Origin of the sequence: Streptomyces sp. 1331.2, assembly GCF_900199205.1 — a bacterium.
Lineage (GTDB): Bacteria > Actinomycetota > Actinomycetes > Streptomycetales > Streptomycetaceae > Kitasatospora.
Map to the genome: position 1 here is coordinate 3487753 of NZ_OBMJ01000001.1, position 23066 is coordinate 3510818.

A 23066-nucleotide genomic window follows, 5' to 3' on the forward strand; every position below is an offset into this window, starting at 1 on the left:
ACCGACAGTACTCGCCCGGCCGCGCCTCGCGGGCCCGCGCCGAGAAACTCGATCATCCACTCTCGGCCGACGAGCGCCCCCCTAACGTCCGGTCAATACCCGCTCCAGCACAGCGGCCTGGGCCAGCAGGCGCTCGTCGTCGCCCGCCGCACCGACCACCTGGAGCCCCAACGGCAGCCCCTCCCGGGTACGCCCGGCCGGCAGGCTCAACGCCGGCCGCCCGAGGAAGCTCCACGGCAGCGACATCGCCCCGTCCCCGGTGCTGTGCAGGCCCTCCGGCGCCCCACCGGTCGCCGAGGGCGCGAGCCAGAGGTCCACCCCGGCCGCCGCGCCCGCCGCCGCGACGCGGTCGCGCAGCCGCTCCCGGAACCGCAGCGCCGCCGCCCGGTCCTCGGCCGCGACGGCCTGACCGACCCTGATGCTCGCCACCGTCTCCGGCCGGTAGAGGCCGCCGAAGCGGGCGAACCAGTCGGCGTGGCTGCGGGCCAGCTCGAAACGGTTGACGAACTGCAACTGCCGTACGAGCTCGGCGAAGTCGGGGAACAGCCCGACCCGGCGCACCGCCAGCCCGGCCGCCGCCAGCCGCTCCAGCTGCTCCTCGAAGGCGCGCAGTGCGGCCGGCTCCGCCCGCTCCAGGTACGGCCCGTCCGGCACCCCCAGCACCGGCTCCGGGCCCTCCGCCACCGGGCGCCAGTCGTCGCACAGCACCGAGGCCGCCAGGGCCGCGCCGGCCAGGTCGGCGGTGAACACCCCCAGGGTGTCGAGGCTCGGCGCGTTCGGGATCACCCCGTCCACCGGGATCCGCCCGTACGTCGGCCGGAAGCCCACCACTCCGCAGTACGCGGCCGGGCGGATCACCGAGCCGACGGTCTGGGTGCCGACGGCCAGCGGCACCAGCCCCGCGGCGACCGCCGCCGCGGAACCGCTGCTGGAGCCGCCCGGGGTGTGCCCCGGGTGGTGCGGATTGCGAGTCGGGCCGGGGGCGGTCGCCGCGAACTCGGCGGTCACCGTCTTGCCCGCGACCAGCGCCCCCGCCGCCCGCAGCCGGTCCACCACCGCGGCCTGCGGCCCGGCCAGCACGCCGGGCGGCAGCGCCGAACCGCCGTGCGTGGGCAGCTCGTCCACGTGCACGATGTCCTTGACGCCCACCGCCACCCCGTACAGCGGCGGCCGCCCGGCCGGCGCCGGGTACCGTGCGGCCAACTCCCGTGCCTGCGCCCGCAGTCGGCCGTGCCGCCCGGGCTCCGGAACGAACGCGTGGATCAGCGGGTCCACCCGCTCGACCAGCGCGCAGAGGCGGTCGACGTACTCGGGCAGCCCGGGCGTCCCGGCCCGCAGCCCGGCGGCCTCACGGGTCAACGACGTCGGTCGGACGAGAGGTTCCTCCATGCCGATCACGGTAGACCGGATCACGGCGGACCGGACTCACTGGTGCTCGGCCGCCAGGTACGGCGCCTCGCGCAGGAAGTACGCCCCGCAGGTGTGGCAGCACAGCTCCGGGGTCTTGCCCCAGTCCACCGCGGACCGCAGCTGCGCCTGCGGGTCGAGCTCCCGCCCGCACATCGCGGCGCTCTCCTCGCCCCGGACCACGTGCCACAGCCGCACCCCCTCGGCCGCACCGCCGGCGCCGTACTCGGCTCGCATCTGGTGCATCATCCCCCCATCGTCCGACCCCCTCGTCCCCCGGCAACCGGACCCCGGCCCGCCCCCGCTCAAGACGCACCGACCCTCACGACGCCTGCAGCAGCGCCCCGTCCTGCCACTTGAGGATCTTTTGACCCCCGCAAGCCCGTGACCTGCGGGTTCAACCAGAAAAGTGCCGCTGACCAGGCGAAACTACCTTCAGTGGTTCGCACTGGTCAGCGGCACTTTTGACCCTCATGTGCCCCAGGTGTGCCCTCGTTTCGCACCGCTTCGGCGCCTTGCAGGGAGGCTGGGGGCTGCTAATCAGCAGGTCAGCCGGCGGAGGGCGAACCGCTACTGCTGCGGTCGTCGAGGACGATGTGCGGCTGCTGCAGGCGGTCGTTGCCGACCTCGCCGTCGGCGGGTCGGGTGCTGTTGATGACGGCGGCGATGCGCTCGTAGCTGGTGACGGCGAGGGTCCAAGTCTCGATGCCGGTGTCCTTGCCAAGGCCGCTGCACACGGTTTCCCGGAGCGCGTTGAGAAGGGCGAGGGTGCTCCGGCCGGACAAGACCGTGTCCTCATTGCTGTCGTTGACCGGCTTCGAGAAGTGGTCGGTGCCTTCGACCTGCGCGGCCAGGAAGTCCCACGTCTCGGGGTGGCAGGAGATCGAGACGGTCTTCACCACGGCGGCCTTGCGGAGAGTGCTGACGTGGTTCTCCCAGGCGAAGGGCTCCGGGATCAGGCCGGACACGTCGTCGGCGCACCCACTCGGGAGATCGTCGAATGAGACCTGCTCCTGTGCGGCTGCTTCCGTGCGCTCGGGTTCGACCTCCGCGTCCTGCGCCGCAGCCGCGGAGGGGCGCAGGAGATCTGCGAGCTGGGCCGCGACCTCGGTGGGCGTCGCGGAGCTGGTGCACTTGGCCCGGACCGGGCAGGGCTGGCACTGGCTCTTGGTGAAGCGCCAAGGGTGTGGCCCGGACGGTCGAAGCGTCTGGGCCACACCCTTGGATGAGCGTCAGCGAGGGGAACCGTAGCGGAGGTCCACGAAGGCACCCGCCAGCCCGCCGAGCGCGACGGCGGGTACGACCGCCGCCCAGAGCTGGCCGGCCATCGCCCCGGAGACCACCGCCAGGGCAATCACGACTGCCGCGACCGCCCAGGCCTGCGGCGATCGCGGCAGCAGCGGAACGGGCTTACCGTTCCGTCGCCGCCGGGCCCACTTCACAGCAAGCAAAACTACCGCCACCACAACGAGCGGCGGTGCAATCACGTGCGCGGATATCCCCATAGCCTTCGCCCTTCTGGACTGCTAGTTGCAGTACCCGCCACTGTACTCGTAGGCCTGGAAGGTCGGAATCTTGATTTCCACGCACTGGTTGTCGTTCTGGGCGTTCCAGGCTACGCGCGAAATGTTCGCGGCGTTCAGGACACCGTAAACGTCGAACGGCGGCGGGGCGAAAGCGAAGACAGCCGCCACGAACGCGGAATCCGCTGCCGTGTGGCCGGTCTCGTTCTTGTCGAAGTACACGGTCCCGGTGACCCAGCCCCAGGTCCACTTGGGGTCCGCGACGACGGGGTATGCCGTGTTCTTGTCGGTCTCAACGGACTGGACGAGGGTGTTGCCGTCCAGACGGTAGCTGGTGTGCAGGGACTTGCCGGTGGCGTCCTTGGCCCACGGCGCGTCGATGTGGCCCATTGCAAAGGCGCCTCCGGAGGCACCCGTCTGCACGATGTCGTAGCCGCCCTCGGCCGGGACGAGGCGGGTGTTGTCAGGCAGCCCGAGGTCGAAGCGCTGCTCGGTGGAGGCGCTGGAATCCTTCAGGGTGACGAGAGCACGGGCGCCGCCGTCGGTGGTGGCCTGGACCGCCAGGTCGGTACCCCGGGCCGCGCCCGGGTAGACGGTGGTGCCCTCGGCCGTGGTGACACCGGCCGCGCCGGTCGTGGCCGGCAGCGCGACCGTCACCGTGCTGCCGTTCGCGGCGGTGACCGCGACGTTCCCGGAGGCCGTGGTCGGCGCCGTCACCACGACGGTGCCACCGGACTTCGAGACCTGAGCCTTGGCGCCCCCCGCGCCGGCGGTGCTACGGGCGACGTCCGCGGTCCCAGTGGCCCGCTGGACGACATCGGCCGCCCCGGGACGCCTGGCCGGCCGACCCCGTCTGCGGAGCGGCCTGGGCGCCGGTGGCGCCCACCAGGCCGGCGAGCGTGAGTGCGAGTGCCGTGGCGCTGACAGCAGCCACGGAACGGCGTGTACGCATTGAGCTGTAACCCCCTCTTGGCCGCGAAAAATCTGAGGCCCCCTGCCTCAAGTGCGGCGAATGATTCGAACGTACACGCCAGAGGAGTGATTGGCACGAACTTTTTGATCTGCAGGACGTTAATAACCGGTCGACCATGCTCCGATTGTCCAGATTTTCTTGGGGGACTCTTTGATTCCACATGATCGCGCATGCTCGAATAATTCCGCCATCGCCCCTCAAAAGAGGTTTCGTACCGGACCCAATAACGGGATATTCCGGCACGGGGCACCCGGCCGGCCACAGGGCCACACGAACCTTCCCCCGAAGCGGAGCCTGCACCTCTGTCTCAAAGGAAAGACATGCCCCTACGGCTCCCCGTCCCCCGTCGAACCTGCGCTCGGCGCCCGTCCGGTGGGGGGTCTCTACGGTCATCGTTGGAGTCAGCGTCGGCGCGTGGGCGGTCGAAGACATGCTGCAGGTGGGGCGGAGGTGTGCAGCCGACCCACAGGTTGTGGGCGATCTGGTTGAGGTTGTTGCCGATGGCGGCGGCCCTGCCGGTCGGCCTCCATCAGTTCCTCCAACAGGCGGCGGATGTCGGCGACGGCGGCCTCGGGGTTGTCGCTGCGGGCTGCGGCCACGGTGACGGCGGCGGCGTAGCCGCCGGGCTTGAGGTCGCTCGCGGAGGCGGCGGCCTGGACGTCGGCCCATTCCTCGTCGCTGAAGACCGGATGGCAGCGGTTACGGCGGCGAATCTTCAGGTACTGGCGGTGCAGTGGGGAGGTGGTCGGGGTGCCGCCCCGGGCCTGCTCGGAGGCCAGGGCGGCGGTACGGCGGACCGGTTGCACTCGTCGCACTCGTCCCCGGGCAGGCCGGACGGGCGCGAGAGCGCAGAGGGTGGGACGAGTGGGACGGGCTCAGCGGGGCTGGGTCAGGCCGCGCTGTCGCCTTCGGCCTGCGGCGGTGCGGGCTCGGGGCAGTAGCGACGCCACGGGTCGAGGAAGTCGTTCCGGACGAAGCCCTTGGCCTGCCGGGAGTCGGGGAAGCGGATGTTGGACGAGGAGACGCCGAAGTCCTTGAGCAGGAGCTGCAGTCCGCGGGCGGTCAGACCACTGACGCCGAACTCCGCCCATGGCGCCTCCTCCAGCGCCCTCAGCTGGGCGAGGAGTGTGGCGGTGGCGAGCGCGGGCGGATCGCCGAGGGTGCCGAACACGGTCCGGATGTCCTGCAGGATCCGGATCTTGGCGCCGTCCCCGTCGTCGTCCAGACCGGCCTCGTGGGCGCACATCGCCGCGCACGCGGCGCGTGCGGTGGCAGGCCAGTGTCCGCCGGCCAGGTCGGCGACGATCGCCAGCGGTTCCCACGTGTCGGCAGCGCGGTCGCTCACCGGCATGACGTCTTCGCACTCTCCGTCGACGGCACCGACTTCCGCCGCCACATGGTGACGGTACGTCGACAGGTGCGCTTCGTGGCCAAGACGATGGTGTTCGCGCTGCCGAAGGGCGGCAAGGTCCGGCAGGTCCCGCTGCCCGATGGGCTGGCGAGGGCCTTGAAGGCCCACATGAAGAAGTTCCCGCCGACTCGGGTCACGCTCCCCTGGCGTCTCGCCGATGGCGACGACCACAAGACGAACCTGCTCTTCACCGACGACAGTTCCAAGCCGTACCACCGCAGCGTCTTCAACGCGGGCGACTGGAAGCTGGCGCTCGTCGCGTCCGGGGTGATCCCGCCGCGCGAGAAGGGGGCGAAGTACTCCCAAGCGGCCCCGGACGACGGCATGCACGCCCTGCGGCATGCCTACGCCTCGGTGCTGTTGGATGCCGGCGAGCCGATCAAGGCGCTCGCGGCCTACCTCGGCCACAGCGACCCTGGCTTCACGCTCCGGACCTACACCCACCTGATGCCGACGAGCGAGTCGCGGACCCGCTCGGCGATCGACCGGGTGCTTCCTGGTGCGAAGGCGGGGCACAGCGCGCCGAAATCCGAGGGCATGTGCCCCACGTGTGCCCTGGCGGCCTGATTCCGGCCTCGCGTTCTCCGCGACCTGGGCCCAGGAAGAGGCCATTCGTACAGGTCAGAGAGCTGCAAGCCCTACGAAGCCGCCTGCAGCAGCGCCCCGTCCTGCCACTTGAGGATCTTGTCGAAGCTGACGATCGCCCCCCGCAGGGGGTGGTTGCGGAGCTGGACGTGGTCGGTGAGGGCGTGGATCAGGAAGAGGCCGCGGCCGGATTCGGCGGTGAGGTCGGGGAGGGTGTCGAGGTCGACCGGGCGCAGGGTGGGGGCAGTGGGGCGACAGGGGAGGACGTGGGTGTCGTACGGGTGGCCGTCGCGGCGGGCCCGGTGGGCGGTGAGGACGCGGGCCGGGACGGTGGCGCGGCCGCGGCGGGAGCGGCCGGGCCCGTGGCCGCTCGCGGCGGGGCGGGTGGGGGCCGCGGCGGCCGGGCGCCGGACCGGTGCGGCGGCGGGCAGGCCCGGGCCGGAGTCGGTGACCTCGATCCGCAGCCGGTCGCCGCTGATCGAGGCGGTGACCTGGAAGCCGTCGTCGGGCCGCCCGGTGGCGCCGTGCTCGACGGCGTTGGCGCAGGCCTCACTGAGGGCGACGCCGAGGTCGTCGGCGATCTGCGGGTCGACGCCCGCCGTCGCCATGGCACCGAGCAGGATGCGCCGGGCCAGCGGAACGCTGGCCGGGTCGCGCTTGAGGTGCAGAGTCCACCAGATGTCCACGGGAGGTCCCTCCTGGCTGCGGCTCCACATACAACTAGGTATCTCCGGGCGATTCGGTGGTGAACCGTGCGCGGGGGCCGGTACCGCCCGTTCGGCGGATGGACTGGGGGACGGGGTCTGTGCCGGGCAGCGCGCACCCGGACCCGCACGCCGCTGCCGAAAGGGGCATTCGTAGGGATTTCCCACCCTGCCCGTGTCCGCGGCGTACGCAATGAGAGGATGGCCCGGCCATGATTGCCCTCGCTGCCGCCCCGCTCCCGGGCGCCCCCGGACCGGCCCAGCCGGTGGGGGCCGCCGCCTGGGACCTGCGGCTTGCCCGGGCGGTCCCGTTCGCGCTGGTCTGCACCCTGATCGCGGCGGCCGGGCACGCCCTGGCCGGAGGCGGCGACGTGCCGCCGACCGCGCTGGCGGTGGGTTTCGTCGCGGTGCTGGGCCTCGCGGCGGCCTGCGGTGGACGGGAGCGTTCGCTGGCGGGCATCGCCGGGGCGCTGGGCGCGGGGCAGCTCGCGCTGCACTGCCTCTTCCACGGCTTCAACGGCCACGGCCTCGGCGGCTCCATGACCGGCATGACCGGCATGGCCGGCATGCACGGCGGCTCCGGTCCGCTGACCCTGCCGCAGGTGGCCGGCCGGCTGATCTGCAACGAGGCCCACCCGGGGACGCTGGTCGGCCTGCCCGGCAGTCCGTCCGCGGAGCAGCTGGTCTCCTCCGCGGGTCTGGATCCGCACGCGTACGCCGCCGCGCCCTGGTGGCAGGGCGGCGTGTTGGGCATGACGCCGTCGATGCTGGCCGGGCACCTGGCCGCCGCGCTGGTGGCGGGCTGGTGGCTGCGGCGCGGCGAGGCGGCGTTGTGGCGGCTGCTGCGGGTGGCCGCGTCGGCGGCCCGGGAGCACTGGGCGGCGCCGCTGCGGTCGGCGTTCGCACTGGTGGCCGCGCTGCTGCGCGGTCTGTTCGGCGTGGCCGGTCCGGCCCGCCGGTTCGGCGCGGGGGCGGGGAGAGCCCGTTCCCGGCGGGTGCCGTGCTGCGGCACAGCGTGGTGCGGCGCGGGCCGCCGTGCGGGGCCTTCGCGCACTGATCCGCGTTCCCGGCGGCCTGCGGGCCGTACCCGGGCGCGGGTGTGCGCACCGTCCGGGCCGTTCCCCGACCACACCGGGGGCGTTCCCGAGGCTCTGCCCCCACACATCCCCACGCGCGGCACCACCGGGGCACCGCCGAGGCGCGGCACCGTCCGTCGCCCGGTCCCTGCCTGCCGCCGAGCTCCGATCGGAGACCCGCATCATGCGTTCCCTTCCCACCCGCCGTCTCGCCGCCGTCGCCCTGACCGCCGCCGCCTCCGTGGTGGCGCTGGCCGGCCCCGCCTTCGCGCACGTCACCGTGAACCCGGGTGCGGCCCCGCAGGGCGGCTACACGGCCGTCGACTTCCGGGTGCCGAACGAGAGCGACACCGCGAGCACCGTGAAGCTGGAGGTCAACCTCCCGCTGGACCACCCGCTGGCCTCCGTCCGCACCCTGCCGATGCCGGGCTGGACCGCCGCGATCGAGAAGTCGAAGCTGGACAAGCCGATCAAGGTGCACGGCAGCGACGTCAACGAGGCCGTCTCCAAGATCACCTGGACCGCCGACGCGGGCACCAAGATCGCCCCCGGCCAGTTCCAGGAGTTCCGGGTCTCGCTCGGCCCGCTGCCGACCGACTCGGACAGCCTGGTCTTCAAGGCCCTGCAGACCTACGACAACGGTGACGTCGTCCGCTGGATCGACGAGTCCAAGGACGGCCAGCCCGAGCCGGCCAAGCCCGCGCCCGTCCTGAAGCTCACCAAGGCCGAGGGCGGCGACGGCCACGGCGACGGCGACGGCGACAGCCACGGCGTCACCGCCTCCCCCGCCGCGGGCGCCCACGGGGACAGCTCGGACCACGCCGCCGGCTCCGACGCCGACGGCAAGAGCAGTGACTCCACCGCCCGCACCCTCGGCGTGATCGGCATCGTGGTCGGCGTGCTCGGCACCGCCGTCGGCGTGCTCGGCCTGCGCCGCAAGAACGGCGGCTCCGCCTCCTGACCCCCGCGCCGGCGGGGCCGCACCGAAGCCGACGGTGCGGCCCCGCCGGCGGTCCCACCGCGCACGATCGGAACTCCCCATGCCCCGCACCACCCGCACCACCCGGCTGGCCGGCGCCGCCGCCCTCGCGCTGGCCGCCGCCCTGACGCTGTCCGCCTGCGGCTCCTCCGGCGGCGGGTCCACCGCCGCGAAGGTCACCCAGCAGAAGGAGGACACCCCGTACCAGGGCACCAAGCTGGCCAAGAACTTCGAGAAGCCGGACCTCCAGCTGACCGACACCTCCGGCCAGCCCTTCGACCTGCGGCAGCAGACCAACGGCAAGGCCACCCTGCTGTTCTTCGGCTACACCAGCTGCCCGGACGTCTGCCCGACCACCATGGGCGACATCGGCGTCGCGATGAAGGCGCTCCCGGCGGAGGAGCGGCAGAAGATCAACGTCGTCTTCGTCTCCACCGACCCGCAGCGCGACACCCCGAAGGTGCTGCGCACCTGGCTGGACTCGATGGGCAGTGACTTCATAGGCCTCACCGGCGACCTGGCCAAGGTGAAGACCGCGGCCAAGTCGCTCGGCATCATGATCGAGGACCCGGTGGTCAACGCGGACGGGACGGTCACCTCCACCCACGGCGCGCAGGTGCTGGCCTTCCTCCCCTCGGACGACAAGGCGCACGTGCTCTACATGAGCGGCACCGAGGAGAAGACCTACGAGCACGACCTGCCGCTGCTCGCCAAGGGTGTCGCGGCATGAGCGAGCGGAGCGAGGTCAGCGACGGGAGCGTCGCGGTGCCGACCGGGACGCGCCGGTTCCGCCGCAGCGCGCTGCTGGGCGCCGTGGTCGCGACCGCCCTGGGCGGCGGCGCGATACTGGCCGCCTGCGGGACGGGCGGCCAGGGCGCAGCCGCCGCCGGCCCGGCCAGGCTCAGCGTCGCCGACTCCTACATCCCGCTGCCCCCGGCGGGCGGGATGGCGGCCGGCTACCTGACCGTCCGCAACGACGGCGGGCAGGACCAGCTGGTCAAGGTGACCAGCCCGGGCGCCGAGTCGGTCACCATGCACCGCTCGACCGCGTCCAGCATGGAGCAGGTCGCCAGCCTGGACGTTCCCGCACACGGGTCGCTGCAGTTCGCCCGCGGCGGCGCCCACTTGATGATCATGGGCTGGGAGAAGACCCCGGCGGTCGGCGACGAGCTGGAGCTCGACCTCACCTTCGCCAAGTCCGGCACCATCTCGGTCAAGGTGCCGGTCAAGGAGCTCACCTACCGCCCCGGCCAGAGTTAAGGGGACCGCCAGCATGCAGTCGGCCGGCCTGGAGAAGGCCTCCCACCGCCGGATCGCCGGGGTGCTCGGAATGCTCGGCGCGCTGCTCGCGCTGATGCTCGCGGGCGCCGGACCGGCCTCCGCGCACGCCACCCTGGACTCCACCGATCCCCGGCAGAACGCGGTGGTCGCCACCGCCCCGCAGGCCGTCACGCTGACCTTCAGCGAGGCCGTCTCGCTCTCCTCCGACTCCGTCCGGGTGCTCGACCCGGCCGGCCAGGCCGTGGACACCGGCAACCCGGCGCACGCCGACGGCCGGGGCAACACCGCCCGGGTCGGCCTGCGGAGCGGGCTCGCCAACGGCACCTACACGGTGGCCTGGCGGGCCGTCTCGGAGGACTCGCACCCGGTCGGCGGCGCGTTCACCTTCTCCGTCGGCGCGCCCTCGGACACCTCGGTGTCGGCCACCGCCCTGCAGGGCGCCAAGGCCGACGGCCTGGTCGCCGCCCTGTACGGCACCGGGCGCACCGTCGCCTACGCCGCGTTCGCGCTGCTGGCCGGCGTCGCCGCCTTCGTGCTGGTCTGCTGGCCGGCCGGGACCGCCCGGCGCCCGGTGCAGCGACTGCTGATGACCGGCTGGACGGCGCTGCTGGTCTCCACCGTCGCGGTGCTGCTGCTGCGCGGCCCGTACGAGCGCGGCTCCGGGGTCGGGCAGGCCTTCGACCTGACGCTGGTGCGCGCCACGCTGGACGAGCGGATCGGCACCGCGCTGGCGGCCCGGCTGCTGCTGCTCGCGGCGGGCGGGGTGTTCCTGTCGCTGCTGGTCGGCCAGTTGGGGCAGCCGCCGCGGCCGGTTCCGGCGAAGCCCCTGGCGGCCGCGGGCGGCACCGCGGGTTCCGGCGCGGACGAGGGCAAGGACGAGAGCGAGGACGCCGAGGCCGCCGAGCTGCGCGAGCTGGAGCGGCGGGCCGCCGAGCGGCCACAGCGGGAGACGAGGCTGGGGCTCGGTGTGGCCGGGCTGGTCCTGGCGGTCGCCCTCGCCGCGACCTGGGTCGGCGCCGACCACGCCTCGGTGGGCATCCAGGTCTGGCTGGCGCTGCCGTTCGGCATCCTGCACCTGATCGCGATGGCGCTCTGGCTGGGCGGCCTGGCCGCGCTGCTGGTCGCGCTGCGCGAGGGCGTCGGCGCCGAGGTGGTGGACCGCTTCTCCAGGATCGCCTTCGGCTCGGTGGCCGTGCTGGCCGGCACCGGGATCTACCAGTCCTGGCGGGGCCTGGGCAGCTGGGGCGCGCTGACCGGCACCGAGTACGGGCGGCTGCTGCTGGTGAAGAGCGGCTGCGTGGTCGTGATGCTCGGCGTCGCCTGGATGTCCCGGGCCTGGCTGGCCCGGCTGCGCTCGGCCCCGGCCGAGGCGGCGGAGGTCGAGCGGACCGAGGTGCCGGAGCCGGTCGCCGTCGCGGCGCACAGCGAGGACCCGGTCCGCCGGGCGCAGCTGGCCCGGCAGAAGGCCGCCCGGGAGAGCGCCGGGCGCGAGCGCGGGCTGACCCCGACCCGGGCCGGGCTGCGCCGCTCGGTGCTGGTGGAGGCACTGGTCGCGGTGGCGGTGCTGGTGGTCACCACGATGCTCACCAACTCCCCGCCCGGGCGGGTGGCGAGCGAGGTCTCGGCCGGTGCGGCGGCTGCCGCCCCCGGCGCGGCCGCGGCGGCCCCGCAGACCGAGCCGGGCCGTACCGTCGAGCTCAAGCTCCCGTACGACACCAAGGGCCGGACGCCGAACGCCAGGGGCACCGCGACCGTCACTCTCAACCCGGCCAGGACCGGCCCGAACGAGGTGAAGCTCGCGCTGAACGGCACGGACGGGCAGCCGGTGGACGTCCCCGAGGTGCAGCTCGCCTTCACCCTGCCGGACCGCGACCTCGGCCCGCTGCCGGTCGCGCTCACCCCGGAGGGCACCGGCCGCTGGAGCGGCACCGCGCAGCTGCCGCTGGCGGGCAACTGGGTGGTGTCGGTGCAGGTCCGCTCCTCGGACATCGACCAGACCACGCCGACCCAGCAGTTCAAGATCGGCTGACGGCGGTGGACGACGTGACGACCGAGGTTACGACGGTGGAGCAGGGGTCGGCGGACCGCACGGGCTTCACCCGGCGGGCGCTGCTCGGCACCGCCGGTGCCGGGCTGCTGGTCGGCGCCGGGGCGGTCGCCCTGGGCGGCTCCGACCGCTCCGCCGGGGCGGCGGGCGCGGCCGGCGCGCTCGGCGCGGCCCGGGTGCCGTTCCGCGGCGAGCACCAGGCCGGGATCCTCGAACCGCAGCAGGCCAGGGTCCAGCTGGCCGCCTTCGACCTGGCCGAGGGCGCCGGCCGGGACGGCCTGCGCGGCCTGCTGCAGCGCTGGACGAAGGCGGCCGAGCGGCTGACCGCCGGGGAGCCGGCCGAGGAGTTCGACAACCAGATCGCCCTGGACGCCGGGCCCTGCTCGCTCACCCTCACCCTCGGCTTCGGCGCCGCGCTCTTCGACAAGGCCGCCCTGGCCGACCGCCGCCCGCCCGGGCTCGAACCGCTGCCCGCCTTCCCCGGTGACGCGCTCGACCCCGCCCGCGGCGACGGCGACCTGTTCGTCCAGATCGGCGCCGACGACGCGCTGGTGGCGGTGCACGCCCTGCGGGTGCTGCAGCGGCTGGCGGCCGGTACGGCGGCGCTGCGCTGGCAGTCGGCCGGCTTCGCCCGCACCCCCGGCGCCGCCGCGCAGCCGGTGACCGGCCGCAATCTGATGGGCCAGGTCGACGGCACCAACAACCCCAAGCCCGGCGAGGACGGCTTCGCCGCCAAGGTGTTCTGCGCGGCCGGCGGGGACCAGCCGGGCTGGCTGGCCGGCGGTTCCTACCTGGTGTTCCGGCGGATCCGGATGCTGCTGGACCACTGGGAGGCGCTGCCGGTGGACCGGCAGGAGCGGGTGATCGGGCGGCGCAAGTCGGACGGCGCCCCGCTCGGCTCGCCCGCCGGGGCCGGCGAGCACGCCCCCGTCGACCTCTCCGCGCAGGGCCCGGACGGTGCGCTGGCGGTCCCCGCCGACGCGCACATCCGGGTCGCCGCCCCGGCGGCCAACGGCGGGGCGGCGATGCTGCGGCGCGGCTTCTCGTACCACGACGGGCTGCTGCCGGACGGCTCGCCGGACGCCGGGCTGCTCTTCCTCGCCTTCCAGGCCGACCCGCGCCGGGGCTTCACCCCGGTGCAGCGCAAGCTCTCCCGGGGCGACGGCCTCTCCCGCTTCCTGCGGCACGAGGCGAGCGGGGTGTACGCGCTACCCCCGTCCGCGCCGGCCGGCGGCTACCTCGGGCAGCAGCTGCTGGAGGGGTAGTTCCCCGGCGCCTCCGGCGTGCGGGGCGTTTGCGGCGTTTGAAGACACGCCCTAGCACACACGGTCCCGGCCACTGGGACGCTTTCCTGCCGGGGCCGCGGAATCGTTAGGGTGGCTGTTTCGGCACCACCCGTTCGCGCGGAACCCGTCCGAGCGGCACCCTGTTCGTGCGGCACCGAGTACCCGGAGGCGTCATGTCGGCCACCCGCTACACCTATCTCGGCCCGGCCGGCACCTTCACCGAGGCGGCGCTGCACACCCTGCCCGAGGCGGCGACCCGGGAGCTGGTGCCGCTGTCCTCGGTGGCGCTGGCGCTGGACGCGGTGCGCGGCGGGGAGGCCGCCGGGGCGTTCGTGCCGATCGAGAACTCGGTGGAGGGCGCGGTCACCGCGACCAACGACGAACTGGCCGCCGGCACGCCGCTGATGATCTACCGCGAGGTGCTGCTGCCGATCTCCTTCGCGCTGCTGGTGCGCCCCGGCACCGAGCTTTCCGGGATCAAGACGGTGACCAGCCACCCGGTGGCCCAGCCGCAGGTGCGCCGCTGGCTGGCGGCCAACCTGCCGGACGCGACCTGGGAGTCGGCCGCCTCCAACGCCGACGGTGCCCGGCTGGTCGCCGAGGGCCGCTACGACGGGGCGTTCGCGGGCGAGTTCGCGGCGCCGATCTACGGGCTGGACCCGCTGGTCAAGGACATCGCGGACGCCAAGAGCGCGGCCACCCGGTTCGTCCTGGTGGGCCGCCCGGGCCGGGTCTCCTCGCCGACCGGCGCGGACAAGACCTCGATGGTGGTCTGGCTGCCGGACGACCACCCGGGTGCGCTGCTGGAGCTGCTGCAGGAGTTCGCGGTGCGCGGGATCAACCTGATGCGGATCGAGTCCCGCCCGACCGGCGAGGGCCTGGGGAGCTACTGCTTCCTGATCGACTGCGAGGGCCACCTGTCCGAGCGCCGGGTGGGCGAGGCGATGATGGGCCTGAAGCGGATCTGTCCGCAGGTGCGCTTCCTCGGCTCCTATCCGCGCGCCGACCGCCAGGTGTCCACCCACCGGCGGCCGGGGACCTCGGACGAGGATTTCTCCTCGGCGGCGGACTGGCTCTCGCGGGCGCTCGACGGTCGCGGGGAGATCTGAGCCGTACGCGCCTCCCCTGCGGGACAACCTGACGACACCTGTTGTCTTTCTGACCTTTTCCGACCGTTTCGGACCGGGCTGATCAGACGGATGGGATGCCGGGTCGGGTGACCGCACCCGTCGTCCACAGGGCCGCCCGGCGCCGGGGGCCGCTGTCCACAGGCCTCCCCGCTGTCCACAGCCGGAAGTTATCCACAGGCCTGGGGACGAGTCGACAAACCGGTATAGCCATTACCCAGAACTGGTCGGATCATCGGTTTGCGTCGCAGAGATGACTAATCGGACCAGAGTCACCCGGTTGCCAGCAAACCACCCGTGCGAGTGCTTCAATTCCCTCACTCGGGAAGGTCGAATGAGGTTTGAAACCTCAATTCCCTGGTTCGGTCACGCGGAGGGTGATCATCCCCTTCGATCCACAGCCCTGGCCCCGACCCTGTGGATAACCAGCCCCCGGCGGATTCCCCACAGGAGTTATCCACAGGGCGACGGGAGTTATCCCCAGGGAAAAACCGGTACCGGTGGAGGAACTCCCGCCCGGTACGCTTGGGCCTGTGATTGACCTTCGCCTGCTCCGTGAGGACCCTGACCGAGTGCGCGCCTCGCAGCGCGTCCGTGGCGAGGACGTCGACCTGGTCGACGCCCTCCTCTCCGCCGACGAGCGGCGCCGGTCCTCGGGCAGCCGCTTCGACGAACTGCGCAGCGAGCAGCGGGTGCTCGGCAAGCAGGTCGCCCAGGCCAAGGGCGACGAGAAGGCCGCCCTGCTGCAGCGCACCAAGGACCTGGCCGCCGAGGTCAAGGCCGCGGACGCCGAGCAGGGCGCCGCCAAGGAGGAGGCCGACCGCCTGCTCCGCTCGCTGGCGAACCTCATCGACCCGGCCGCCCCGGTCGGCGGCGAGGAGGACTTCGTCACCCTGGAGGAGATCGGCACCCCGCGCGACTTCGCCGCCGAGGGCTTCGAGCCGCGCGACCACGTCGAGCTGGGCCAGATCCTGGGCGCGATCGACACCGAGCGCGGCGCCAAGGTCGCCGGTGCCCGGTCCTACTACCTGACCGGCGTCGGCGCGCTGCTGGAGCTCGCCCTGGTCAACATGGCGATCGCCCAGGCCACCGCGGCCGGCTTCACCCCGATGATCACCCCGACCCTGGTCCGCCCGGCCGCCATGGACGGCACCGGGTTCCTCGGCCAGGCCGCCGAGAACGTGTACCACCTCGCCGAGGACGACCGTTACCTCGTCGGCACCAGCGAGGTCCCGCTCGCGGCGTACCACATGGACGAGATCATCGACGCCGAGAAGCTCCCGCTGCGCTACGCCGGCTACTCGTCCTGCTTCCGCCGCGAGGCCGGCACCTACGGCAAGGACACCCGCGGCATCATCCGCGTCCACCAGTTCGAGAAGGTGGAGATGTTCGTCTACACCACTCCCGAGGACGCCGAGAACGAGCACCGCCGCCTGCTCCAGTGGGAGAAGGACTTCCTCAACGCGCTGGAGCTGCCGTACCGGGTGATCGACGTCGCCTCCGGCGACCTCGGCGCCTCGGCCGCGCGCAAGTTCGACATCGAGGCCTGGATCCCCACCCAGGGCAAGTACCGCGAGGTCACCTCGACCTCCAACACCACCGAGTACCAGGCCCGCCGGCTGTCGATCCGGATGCGCGAGGAGGGCAAGACCCGCCCGCTCGCCACCCTGAACGGCACCCTGGTCGCGATCCCGCGCACCATCGTGGCGATCCTGGAGAACCACCAGCAGGCCGACGGCTCGGTCGTCGTGCCCGAGGCGCTGCGGCCGTTCCTCGGCGGACGGACCGTCCTGGAACCGGTCAAGTAACACCGGTTGCGGCCGTACGACCCGTACGGCCGCGCCACCTGTTCCACCGCACCACCCGCTCCACCCGCAACTCCCGGGAGACGACCGGCCCATGAGCACCACCAGCCCCAGCCCCGTCTCCCCGGACGACACCCGAAGCGGTGGCGGCCTGCCCTACCGGCTGGTCGCCACCGACCTCGACGGCACCCTGCTGACCAGCGAGGAGACCGTCTCCGAGCGCACCCGCGCCGCCCTGGCCGCAGCCACCGGCGCGGGCGCGCTGCACATCATCGTCACCGGCCGCTCGGCCGTCTGGGCCCGCCCGGTCTTCGACGAGATCGGCTACACCGGGATAGCCGTCTGCGGCCAGGGCGCCCAGGTCTACGACGCCGGCGCGCACAAGCTGCTCACCTCCCTCACCCTGGACCGCCGGCTCGCGGCGCTCGCCATCGAGAAGATCGAGGCCGAGACCGGCCCGCTCGCCGTCGCCGCCAACCAGGACGGCCTCGACGGCCAGGTGCTGGCCGGCCCCGGCTACGAACTGCTGATCGGCTCCGACCTGCCGGTCGTCCGGGTCGACCGCGGCGAGCTGTTCGCCTCCCCGCTCGGCAAGCTCTACATCCAGCACCACGCGCTGACCGACGACGCCCTCGCCGAAGCGGCCCGCCGCGCCGCCGGCGACCTGGTCGGCGTCGTGATGGCCGGCGCCGGCGTGGTCGAGCTGCTGCCGCTGGGCCTGTCCAAGGCCACCGGCCTGGCCGTCGCCGCCCGCCGCCTCGGGCTGCGCGCCGCCGACACCATCGCCTTCGGCGACATGCCCAACGACGTCCCGATGTTCGGCTGGGCCGCCCACGGCGTCGCCATGGCCAACGCCCACGAGGAACTCCTCGCCGTCGCCGACGCCGTCACCGCCAGCAACGACGAGGACGGCGTCGCAGCCGTCCTGGAACGCCTCTACCCCGCCCGCTGACCGGGCCCGACGGCCCTGGGCGACGCGCCGTACCGGATGTTCACGATCGGTTCGCATCCAGGGTTGTAGGATGACCGGGCAAGCGGTTGTAGGATGACCGATGACCGATGACCGGTCGGTGAAGCGGTGTGCGGAGGGAGGCCCGGAATGAGCGGTGACGGCAGCAGCCTGCAGGCGGCCGGGCGGCGGTCCCTGGTGGACACCGCGATCGACCAGCTGCGCGAGCAGTTGGCCGACGGGGCCTGGCCGGTGGGATCGCAGATCCCGACCGAACACGAGCTGGCCGAACGGCTGCAGGTCGGGCGGAACACCGTCCGCGAGGCGATCCGGGTGCTGGTGCACGCCGGGATGCTGGTCTCCCGGCAGGGCGAGGGGACCTTCGTCCGCTCCACCAGCGACCCGGCGGCCGTACTGCGCGGCGTCCAGCGCTCGGGGATCCGGGACGTCCTGGAGGTCCGCGCGGCGCTGGAGACCGAGGGTGCCCGGCTGGCCGCGCTGCGGCACACCCCCGAGGACATCCGGCGGATGCGGGCCGCGCTGGCCCGTGAGGCCGAGGTGTTCGCTGCGCACCCCGAGCGGGCGAGCCGCGAGGCCACCGTCGAGCACGACCTGGAGTTCCACACCGCCGTCGTCGAGGCCGCGCACAACCCCGCACTGGCCGAGGTGTACCGCTACTTCGGCGCCTCCGTCCGCGAGTCGATGACGTCCGCGTTCGGCGACCACGAGATGCCCGAGGCGGTCGTCGCCACCCACGAGGCGCTGGTCGACGCGATCGAGAGCGGTGACCCGGAGCGGGCGGAGGCGGCGTGTCGTGCGCTGCTCGCCGGCCCGACCGCGGCCGTCGAGCAGCTGCTCGCGGCCATCGCGGCCCGGAAGTAGGACGGCGCGAGCCTCCGCCTTCCCGCCCGCATCCACGCACATCCAGGAAAGAACAGCACACCCATGGCCGTCACCCGTGCCCAGCAGCCGGTTGTCACCACGCCCGCCCCGCTCCCCGCCGCCGCCCGGCTGGCCCATCCGCTCCTGCTGCTGACCGGCATCGTGCTGGTCGCGCTGAACATGCGCGCCTGCCTGGCCGCGGTCTCCCCGATGGTCGGCGACATCCAGCGGACCTTCGGCCTCTCCGCCACCGCGAGCGGCCTGATCACCACCGTGCCGGTGCTGTTCCAGGGCGTCGGCGCCCCGCTCACCCCCCGGCTGACCCGCCGGTTCGGCGCCGAGCGGGTCGTCCTGGGCGCGGTGCTGGTGCTCGGCGCGGGCGTGCTGCTGCGGGTGCTGCCCTCGGCGGCGGCGCTGTACGCGGGCTGCGTGGTGATCGGCGTGGCCATCGCGGTGCTGAACGTGTCGATGCCGGGCCTGGTCAAGCGGGAGTTCCCGGACCGCGCGGCCACCATGACCGGCGTCTACTCGACCACCATGCTGGTCGGGGCCACCCTCGCGGCCGGCACCTCCGTCCCGCTGGAGCACGCGCTCGGCGGCGGCTGGCGGGCCTCGCTCGGCGCCTGGTCGCTGCTCGCCGTGGTCGCGGCGGTGGCCTGGCTGCCGCAGGTGCTGCGGGCGCGTCAGGAGCGGGGCGCGGTGACGGGCTCGGCGGGCGCGGTGACGGGCTCGGCAGCAGCGACGGCCGTGCCGGGCAAGCCGATCGAGGGCATCTGGAAGTCCCCGCTGGCCTGGCAGATCAGCCTCTTCATGGGGATCTCCTCGCTGCTGGTCTACATCCTGGTCGCCTGGATGCCGACCATCCTGGCGGACCACGGCATGGACCGCGGCCAGGCCGGACTGGTCTTCGCCTTCTCCAACCTGCTGCAGGTCGCCGGTGCCTTCCTGGTGCCGCTGATGGCGGGCCGGATGACCAGCCAGCGCGCCCTGGCCGTGACCATGGCCGTCCTGAACGGGCTCGGCATCGCGATGCTGCTGGTCGCGCCGGTCTCCGCCGCGTGGGCGTCGGCGGCCGTCCTCGGCCTGGCCCAGGGCGGTTCGCTGGGCCTGGGCCTGGCGTTCATCGTGCTGCGCACCGGCAGCGCGGCCGGCGCCGCCCAGCTGGGCGGGATGTCGCAGGCGATCGGCTATCTGGTCGCGGCGGCCGGCCCGGTCGGCGCCGGCGCGCTGCACCAGCTCACCGGCGGGTGGGAAGCCACCCTGGCGCTGATGCTGGTGCTGGTCCTGGTGGTCGGCGCGGCCGGCTGGGGCGCGGGGCGCAACCGTACGCTCTGAGCCCCCGCCGAGGGTTCACGGCTCACTCCTCGCCGGCCAGGGTCAGCCCGGCCAGCTTCACCGAGGCGAGCACCGTCGCCCCGACGGTGACCACCAGCAGCAGCGGGACGGCCGCCCCGAACGAGACGTCGGCGCCGATCGCGGTGTCCCCGGCGACCGCCTCGGCCACCGCCTTGCCCCACTGCTGGACGCTCAGCGTCCGGGCGCCCTCGACGAAGTTGCCGACCACCGACTCCCAGATCAGGGCGTAGGCCAGCCCGGCCACCACGGCGTGCCGGGTGACCACGCCGAGCAGCAGGAACAGCGCGCTGTACGCGGCCCCGGCGACCAGCACCGCCACGGTGTAGCCGAGCGCCACGCCGTCCCGGGTGCCGTACAGCAGCAGCCCGGACAGCAGCGTCGGGACGACCGAGAACAGCCAGGTGACACCGATCGCGACGGCCAGCTTGGTGGTGACGATCTGCCACCGCGGCAGCGGCTTGGCGAGCAGGTAGACGATCGAGCCGTCGTCGATCTCGGTGGCGATGACCCCGGTGCCGACCACCAGGCCGAGCAGCGGGACCAGGGTGCCGAGGCCGAGCTGGCCGAGGATCTTGACGGTCAGGCCGTGCGCGTCGGCGCTCGACCCGCTCGCGATGGCGGAGACGAGCAGCAGCAGGGCGGGGACCACCAGCAGCAGCAGCAGGCCGCGGCGGCGGCCGAGCAGCCCGCGCAGGGTCAGCCGGGCGACGGTGGGGTTCATGGACGGTCGGCCCCTTCCTGGGCACGGTCGGCCTGGGCACGGTTGGCCTGGGTCCGGATGATCGGTGGCATCACGCGGAGACCAGGTACGAGAAGACGCTCTCCAGCGACTCGTCGGCCGGGGAGACGGTGTACAGCCGGATCCCGGCCTCCCGGGCGACCCTGGGCAGCAGGGTGGTGAAGCCCTGGAAGTTCACCGCCTCGATCCGCAGCGCCCGCTCCCGCTCGTCCACCTCGATGCCGGTGGTGGAACCGTCGGCGATCAGTGCGGCGGCGAGCCGGCGGTCGTCGCTGGAGCGGACCAGGTAGCGGTGCGGGCGGTCGGTCATCAGCCGACGGATCCGGCGGAAGTCGCCGGAGGCCGCGTGCCGGCCGGCCACCACGACCTCGATGTGCCGGGCCAGTTGCTCGACCTCCTCCAGGATGTGCGAGGAGAACAGCACGGTGCGGCCGTCCGCGCCGAAGCGGCGCAGCAGCTCCATCAACTGGAGCCGCTGGCGCGGGTCCATGCCGTTGAAGGGCTCGTCCAGCAGCAGCACGGCCGGGTCGTGGACCAGCGCGGAGGCCATCTTGACCCGCTGCTTCATGCCCTTGGAGTACGTCCCGGTGCGGCGGTCCTTGGCGTGCGCCATCTCCACCAGGTCCAGGGCCCGGCGGGCGGCGGCGCCCGGCTGGGGCAGGCCGTGCAGTTCGGCGTTGGCGAGCACGAACTCCCAGCCCGTCAGGTGGTCGTACATCGACTCCCGTTCGGGGACCAGGCCGATCTGCCGGTACACCTGCTGGTTGCGCCAGATCGGCGTGCCGTCCAGGGTGACCGCGCCGCCGGACGGGGCAAGGAAGCCGCTCATCATGTGGATGAGGGTGGACTTGCCCGCGCCGTTGGGCCCGAGCAGACCGGTGACGCCGGGGCCGATGGCCATGGTGACGTCGTTGACCGCGACCACGTTCCCGAACCAGCGGGAGACCTTGTCGATGCTGATGGTGGCCATGCCGCCCTCTCTCAAACCTTCTTGTAGCGGCTCAGCAGCAGCCGGTACGAGCCGACCACCATGGCGACCGCGACCAGCGCGAACACCGCCAGGCCGAGGCCGCCCGGCGCGTGCCGGCGGTCGAGTCCGCCGCCGAGGCCGAACAGCTCGTTGACCAGGGACTCCACCAGGTCGGTGGGCGAGATCAGCGAGGTCCACTGCGCGCTGTCGGAGCCGGTCGTGCCCGGGTTGCCGATGCCGACCGCGACGGTGGCCACCGCGGCGCTGACCGCCAGGTAGCCCATGATGGCGGCCACCCCGAAGCCCCGGCGCGGGGTGGCGGCCGCAATCACCAGGGCCACCGAGGTGGGCACCACGGCGTACAGTGCGGCCGCCGCCAGGCCGTACAGGAACTGCCCGGTGTTGTGCGCGAAATCCATCCCGCCGAGCAGCGCGCCCGCGTACAGCACCAGCAACGGGGCTGCCATCAGCAACAGTTGGGCGCAGACCATGGCGGCGAACTTGGCCCGGACGTAGTCGGTGCGGGTGATCGGGCGGGAGAAGTAGAGCGGCACGGTCTGGTACCGCAGGTCCCGGGAGAGCAGCACCGGCGCCTGGGAGGCGAGGAACACCGAGACCACCAGGCTGAGGCTGGAGAGGTAGCCCGGGAACTCGACCGGCAGTTCGTCGCGCTTCATCGCGATCGCGATCGCCACGAAGAGCACGGCGGGCACGGTGACCGCGCCCAGCACCAGGAACGGCAGCACCTTGGACTTGCCGGAGCGGCCGAGGCCGTAGGCGGCGCGCAGGCTCTGGGTGAAGAGCGAGCGGGTCGCGTAGGCGCGGCCGAGCCGGGGGCCGGCGTAGCCGCGGTAGCCGATGTCGTGGATGACGCCGGTGTCGGCGGGCCCGGTCTCAGGAGGCAGCGACATCGTCCGTCCCTCCCCTGCTGTGCTGGGTGTCGCGGCTGTCGTCGGTGTCGTGGGTGTCGTCGCTGTCGTCGGTGAAGAGTTCGGCGACCCGGTGCCGGCGCTGTTCCAACCGGACCAGGCCGAGGCCCAGTTCGGCGACGGTGTCGCGGACGGTGTCGTACGTCGACTCGTCCGCGAGCCGGACCAGCAGCAGGTGGGAGCCCTCGGGCTGGGCCTCGACGCCGGCCGCGGCAAGGCGCTCCCGGACCGCCGCACCGGGCTCGCGGCCGATCGCGCCGGGCTGCTCGCGGCCGTGGTCCTCCGGGAAGTCGGTGACCTCGACCGCGAGGACGGCCGTCGCCTCGGTGAAGGAGGCGGTGGAGGAGGAGCGCAGCAGCTTGCCGCCGTCGATGACGACCAGGTGGTCGCAGGTGCGCTCCAGCTCACCGAGCAGGTGGGTGGTGACCAGCACCGAGATGCCGAAGTCGGAGTGGACCCGGCGGATCAGCGCCAGCATCTCGTCCCGGCCGGCCGGGTCGAGGCCGTTGGTCGGCTCGTCCAGCAGCACCAACTTCGGGTCGTGGACCAGTGCTTGGGCGAGCTTGACGCGCTGCTTCATGCCGGTCGAGTACCCGCCCATCGGCCGGTACCGCTCCTCGTAGAGGCCGACGTGCCGCAGGGTGTCCGCGGTGCGCTCGCGGGCCGCGGTGGCGGGCAGGCCCGCCATCCGGGCCATGTGCACCACGAACTCGGTGGCGGAGACGTCCGGCGGCAGGCAGTCGTGCTCGGGCATGTAGCCGACCCGCTCGCGGATCTCGGAGCCCCGGGTGGCGACGTCCAGGCCGAGCACCTCGCCGCGGCCGGAGGTCGCCGGGGCGAGCCCGAGCAGGATCTTGATCAGGGTGGACTTGCCCGCGCCGTTGGACCCGACCAGCCCGACCACCCCGGGCCGCACCTCGACGGTGAGCTGGTCGAGGGCGGTGACCCGGGGGAACCTCTTGGTGAGGCCGTCCGTCTTGATGACAGCTGTGGACACGCCCTCAACGTAACGGCCTTGCGCCGCACGGGGCATGAGC

The 23066-nt window shown here is 73.2% G+C and carries 23 protein-coding genes; 11 read left to right on the plus strand and 12 right to left on the minus strand.

The annotated features are described in order from the left end of the window. Nucleotides 1–81 precede the first annotated feature (81 nt). The 7 genes from CRP52_RS14685 to CRP52_RS14715 form a co-directional block, all read right to left on the minus strand. Nucleotides 82–1389 carry an amidase gene (locus CRP52_RS14685; RefSeq protein WP_097240092.1) on the minus strand — a complete coding sequence of 436 codons (1308 nt, stop codon included), beginning with the start codon at nucleotides 1387–1389 and terminating at the stop codon, nucleotides 82–84. A 36-nt stretch (nucleotides 1390–1425) separates the two neighbouring features. Then, nucleotides 1426–1656, minus strand: a complete 231-nt coding sequence (locus tag CRP52_RS14690; protein ID WP_097236805.1) for a hypothetical protein — start codon at nucleotides 1654–1656, stop codon at nucleotides 1426–1428. Between the two features lie 299 nt (nucleotides 1657–1955). Further along, nucleotides 1956–2375, minus strand: coding sequence for a hypothetical protein (locus CRP52_RS14695; protein WP_097236806.1), 420 nt, complete (start codon nucleotides 2373–2375; stop codon nucleotides 1956–1958). Nucleotides 2376–2639: 264 nt separating this feature from the next. Beyond that, entirely contained in the window at nucleotides 2640–2765 is a 126-nt protein-coding gene (locus tag CRP52_RS39545) for a hypothetical protein (RefSeq protein WP_257032488.1), read from the minus strand. A 168-nt stretch (nucleotides 2766–2933) separates the two neighbouring features. After that, entirely contained in the window at nucleotides 2934–3650 is a 717-nt protein-coding gene (locus tag CRP52_RS14705) for a hypothetical protein (protein WP_143685744.1), read from the minus strand. Between the two features lie 654 nt (nucleotides 3651–4304). After that, nucleotides 4305–4709, minus strand: coding sequence for a hypothetical protein (locus CRP52_RS37625; RefSeq protein WP_143685745.1), 405 nt, complete (start codon nucleotides 4707–4709; stop codon nucleotides 4305–4307). An 83-nt stretch (nucleotides 4710–4792) separates the two neighbouring features. Beyond that, nucleotides 4793–5422, minus strand: coding sequence for a DUF3631 domain-containing protein (locus CRP52_RS14715; protein ID WP_373560493.1), 630 nt, complete (start codon nucleotides 5420–5422; stop codon nucleotides 4793–4795). Here CRP52_RS14715 and CRP52_RS14720 point away from each other — a divergent pair. Then, a complete protein-coding gene (locus tag CRP52_RS14720) occupies nucleotides 5330–5881 on the plus strand; it encodes a tyrosine-type recombinase/integrase (protein ID WP_373560494.1) in 552 nt (183 codons plus the stop codon). The two genes, CRP52_RS14715 and CRP52_RS14720, sit on opposite strands and share 93 nt — an antisense overlap. A gap of 71 nt (nucleotides 5882–5952) precedes the next feature. Here the strand turns inward: CRP52_RS14720 and CRP52_RS14725 are convergent, their stop codons facing one another. After that, nucleotides 5953–6585 carry an ATP-binding protein gene (locus CRP52_RS14725; protein ID WP_097236810.1) on the minus strand — a complete coding sequence of 211 codons (633 nt, stop codon included), beginning with the start codon at nucleotides 6583–6585 and terminating at the stop codon, nucleotides 5953–5955. A gap of 1278 nt (nucleotides 6586–7863) precedes the next feature. Here CRP52_RS14725 and CRP52_RS14730 point away from each other — a divergent pair. From CRP52_RS14730 to CRP52_RS14775, 10 genes are all read left to right on the plus strand, one after another. After that, nucleotides 7864–8640 carry a YcnI family copper-binding membrane protein gene (locus CRP52_RS14730; RefSeq protein WP_097236811.1) on the plus strand — a complete coding sequence of 259 codons (777 nt, stop codon included), beginning with the start codon at nucleotides 7864–7866 and terminating at the stop codon, nucleotides 8638–8640. A gap of 79 nt (nucleotides 8641–8719) precedes the next feature. Further along, nucleotides 8720–9388, plus strand: a complete 669-nt coding sequence (locus CRP52_RS14735; protein ID WP_097236812.1) for an SCO family protein — start codon at nucleotides 8720–8722, stop codon at nucleotides 9386–9388. Further along, the gene (locus CRP52_RS14740) at nucleotides 9385–9918 is read left to right on the plus strand and encodes a copper chaperone PCu(A)C (protein ID WP_097236813.1); all 534 of its coding nucleotides are present in this window, start codon (nucleotides 9385–9387) and stop codon (nucleotides 9916–9918) included. Before CRP52_RS14735 ends, CRP52_RS14740 begins: the two co-directional genes overlap by 4 nt. Nucleotides 9919–9931: 13 nt before the next feature. Continuing rightward, nucleotides 9932–11968, plus strand: a complete 2037-nt coding sequence (locus tag CRP52_RS14745) for a copper resistance CopC/CopD family protein (RefSeq protein ID WP_097236814.1) — start codon at nucleotides 9932–9934, stop codon at nucleotides 11966–11968. A 14-nt stretch (nucleotides 11969–11982) separates the two neighbouring features. Beyond that, nucleotides 11983–13251: an iron uptake transporter deferrochelatase/peroxidase subunit gene (gene efeB / locus CRP52_RS14750; protein ID WP_257033068.1), complete on the plus strand. Its 1269-nt coding sequence runs from the start codon at nucleotides 11983–11985 to the stop codon at nucleotides 13249–13251. A 194-nt stretch (nucleotides 13252–13445) separates the two neighbouring features. Further along, entirely contained in the window at nucleotides 13446–14381 is a 936-nt protein-coding gene (pheA, locus tag CRP52_RS14755; RefSeq protein ID WP_097236816.1) for a prephenate dehydratase, read from the plus strand. A 551-nt stretch (nucleotides 14382–14932) separates the two neighbouring features. Next, nucleotides 14933–16207 (plus strand): serine--tRNA ligase, encoded by a 1275-nt coding sequence (gene serS / locus CRP52_RS14760; protein ID WP_097236817.1) that lies wholly within the window; start codon nucleotides 14933–14935, stop codon nucleotides 16205–16207. Nucleotides 16208–16298: 91 nt separating this feature from the next. Continuing rightward, a complete protein-coding gene (locus CRP52_RS14765; protein WP_097236818.1) occupies nucleotides 16299–17156 on the plus strand; it encodes an HAD family hydrolase in 858 nt (285 codons plus the stop codon). Between the two features lie 147 nt (nucleotides 17157–17303). Further along, nucleotides 17304–18035, plus strand: coding sequence for a FadR/GntR family transcriptional regulator (locus tag CRP52_RS14770; RefSeq protein ID WP_097236819.1), 732 nt, complete (start codon nucleotides 17304–17306; stop codon nucleotides 18033–18035). Nucleotides 18036–18098: 63 nt separating this feature from the next. Further along, nucleotides 18099–19370 (plus strand): CynX/NimT family MFS transporter, encoded by a 1272-nt coding sequence (locus CRP52_RS14775; RefSeq protein WP_097236820.1) that lies wholly within the window; start codon nucleotides 18099–18101, stop codon nucleotides 19368–19370. Between the two features lie 22 nt (nucleotides 19371–19392). Here the strand turns inward: CRP52_RS14775 and CRP52_RS14780 are convergent, their stop codons facing one another. From CRP52_RS14780 to CRP52_RS14795, 4 genes are all read right to left on the minus strand, one after another. After that, nucleotides 19393–20112: an ABC transporter permease gene (locus CRP52_RS14780; protein WP_097236821.1), complete on the minus strand. Its 720-nt coding sequence runs from the start codon at nucleotides 20110–20112 to the stop codon at nucleotides 19393–19395. A gap of 70 nt (nucleotides 20113–20182) precedes the next feature. After that, nucleotides 20183–21100, minus strand: coding sequence for an ABC transporter ATP-binding protein (locus tag CRP52_RS14785; protein WP_097236822.1), 918 nt, complete (start codon nucleotides 21098–21100; stop codon nucleotides 20183–20185). Nucleotides 21101–21111: 11 nt separating this feature from the next. Then, a complete protein-coding gene (locus CRP52_RS14790) occupies nucleotides 21112–22011 on the minus strand; it encodes an ABC transporter permease (protein WP_097236823.1) in 900 nt (299 codons plus the stop codon). Beyond that, nucleotides 21995–23062, minus strand: a complete 1068-nt coding sequence (locus CRP52_RS14795) for an ABC transporter ATP-binding protein (RefSeq protein WP_097236824.1) — start codon at nucleotides 23060–23062, stop codon at nucleotides 21995–21997. Before CRP52_RS14795 ends, CRP52_RS14790 begins: the two co-directional genes overlap by 17 nt. Between the last annotated feature and the right edge of the window lie 4 nt (nucleotides 23063–23066).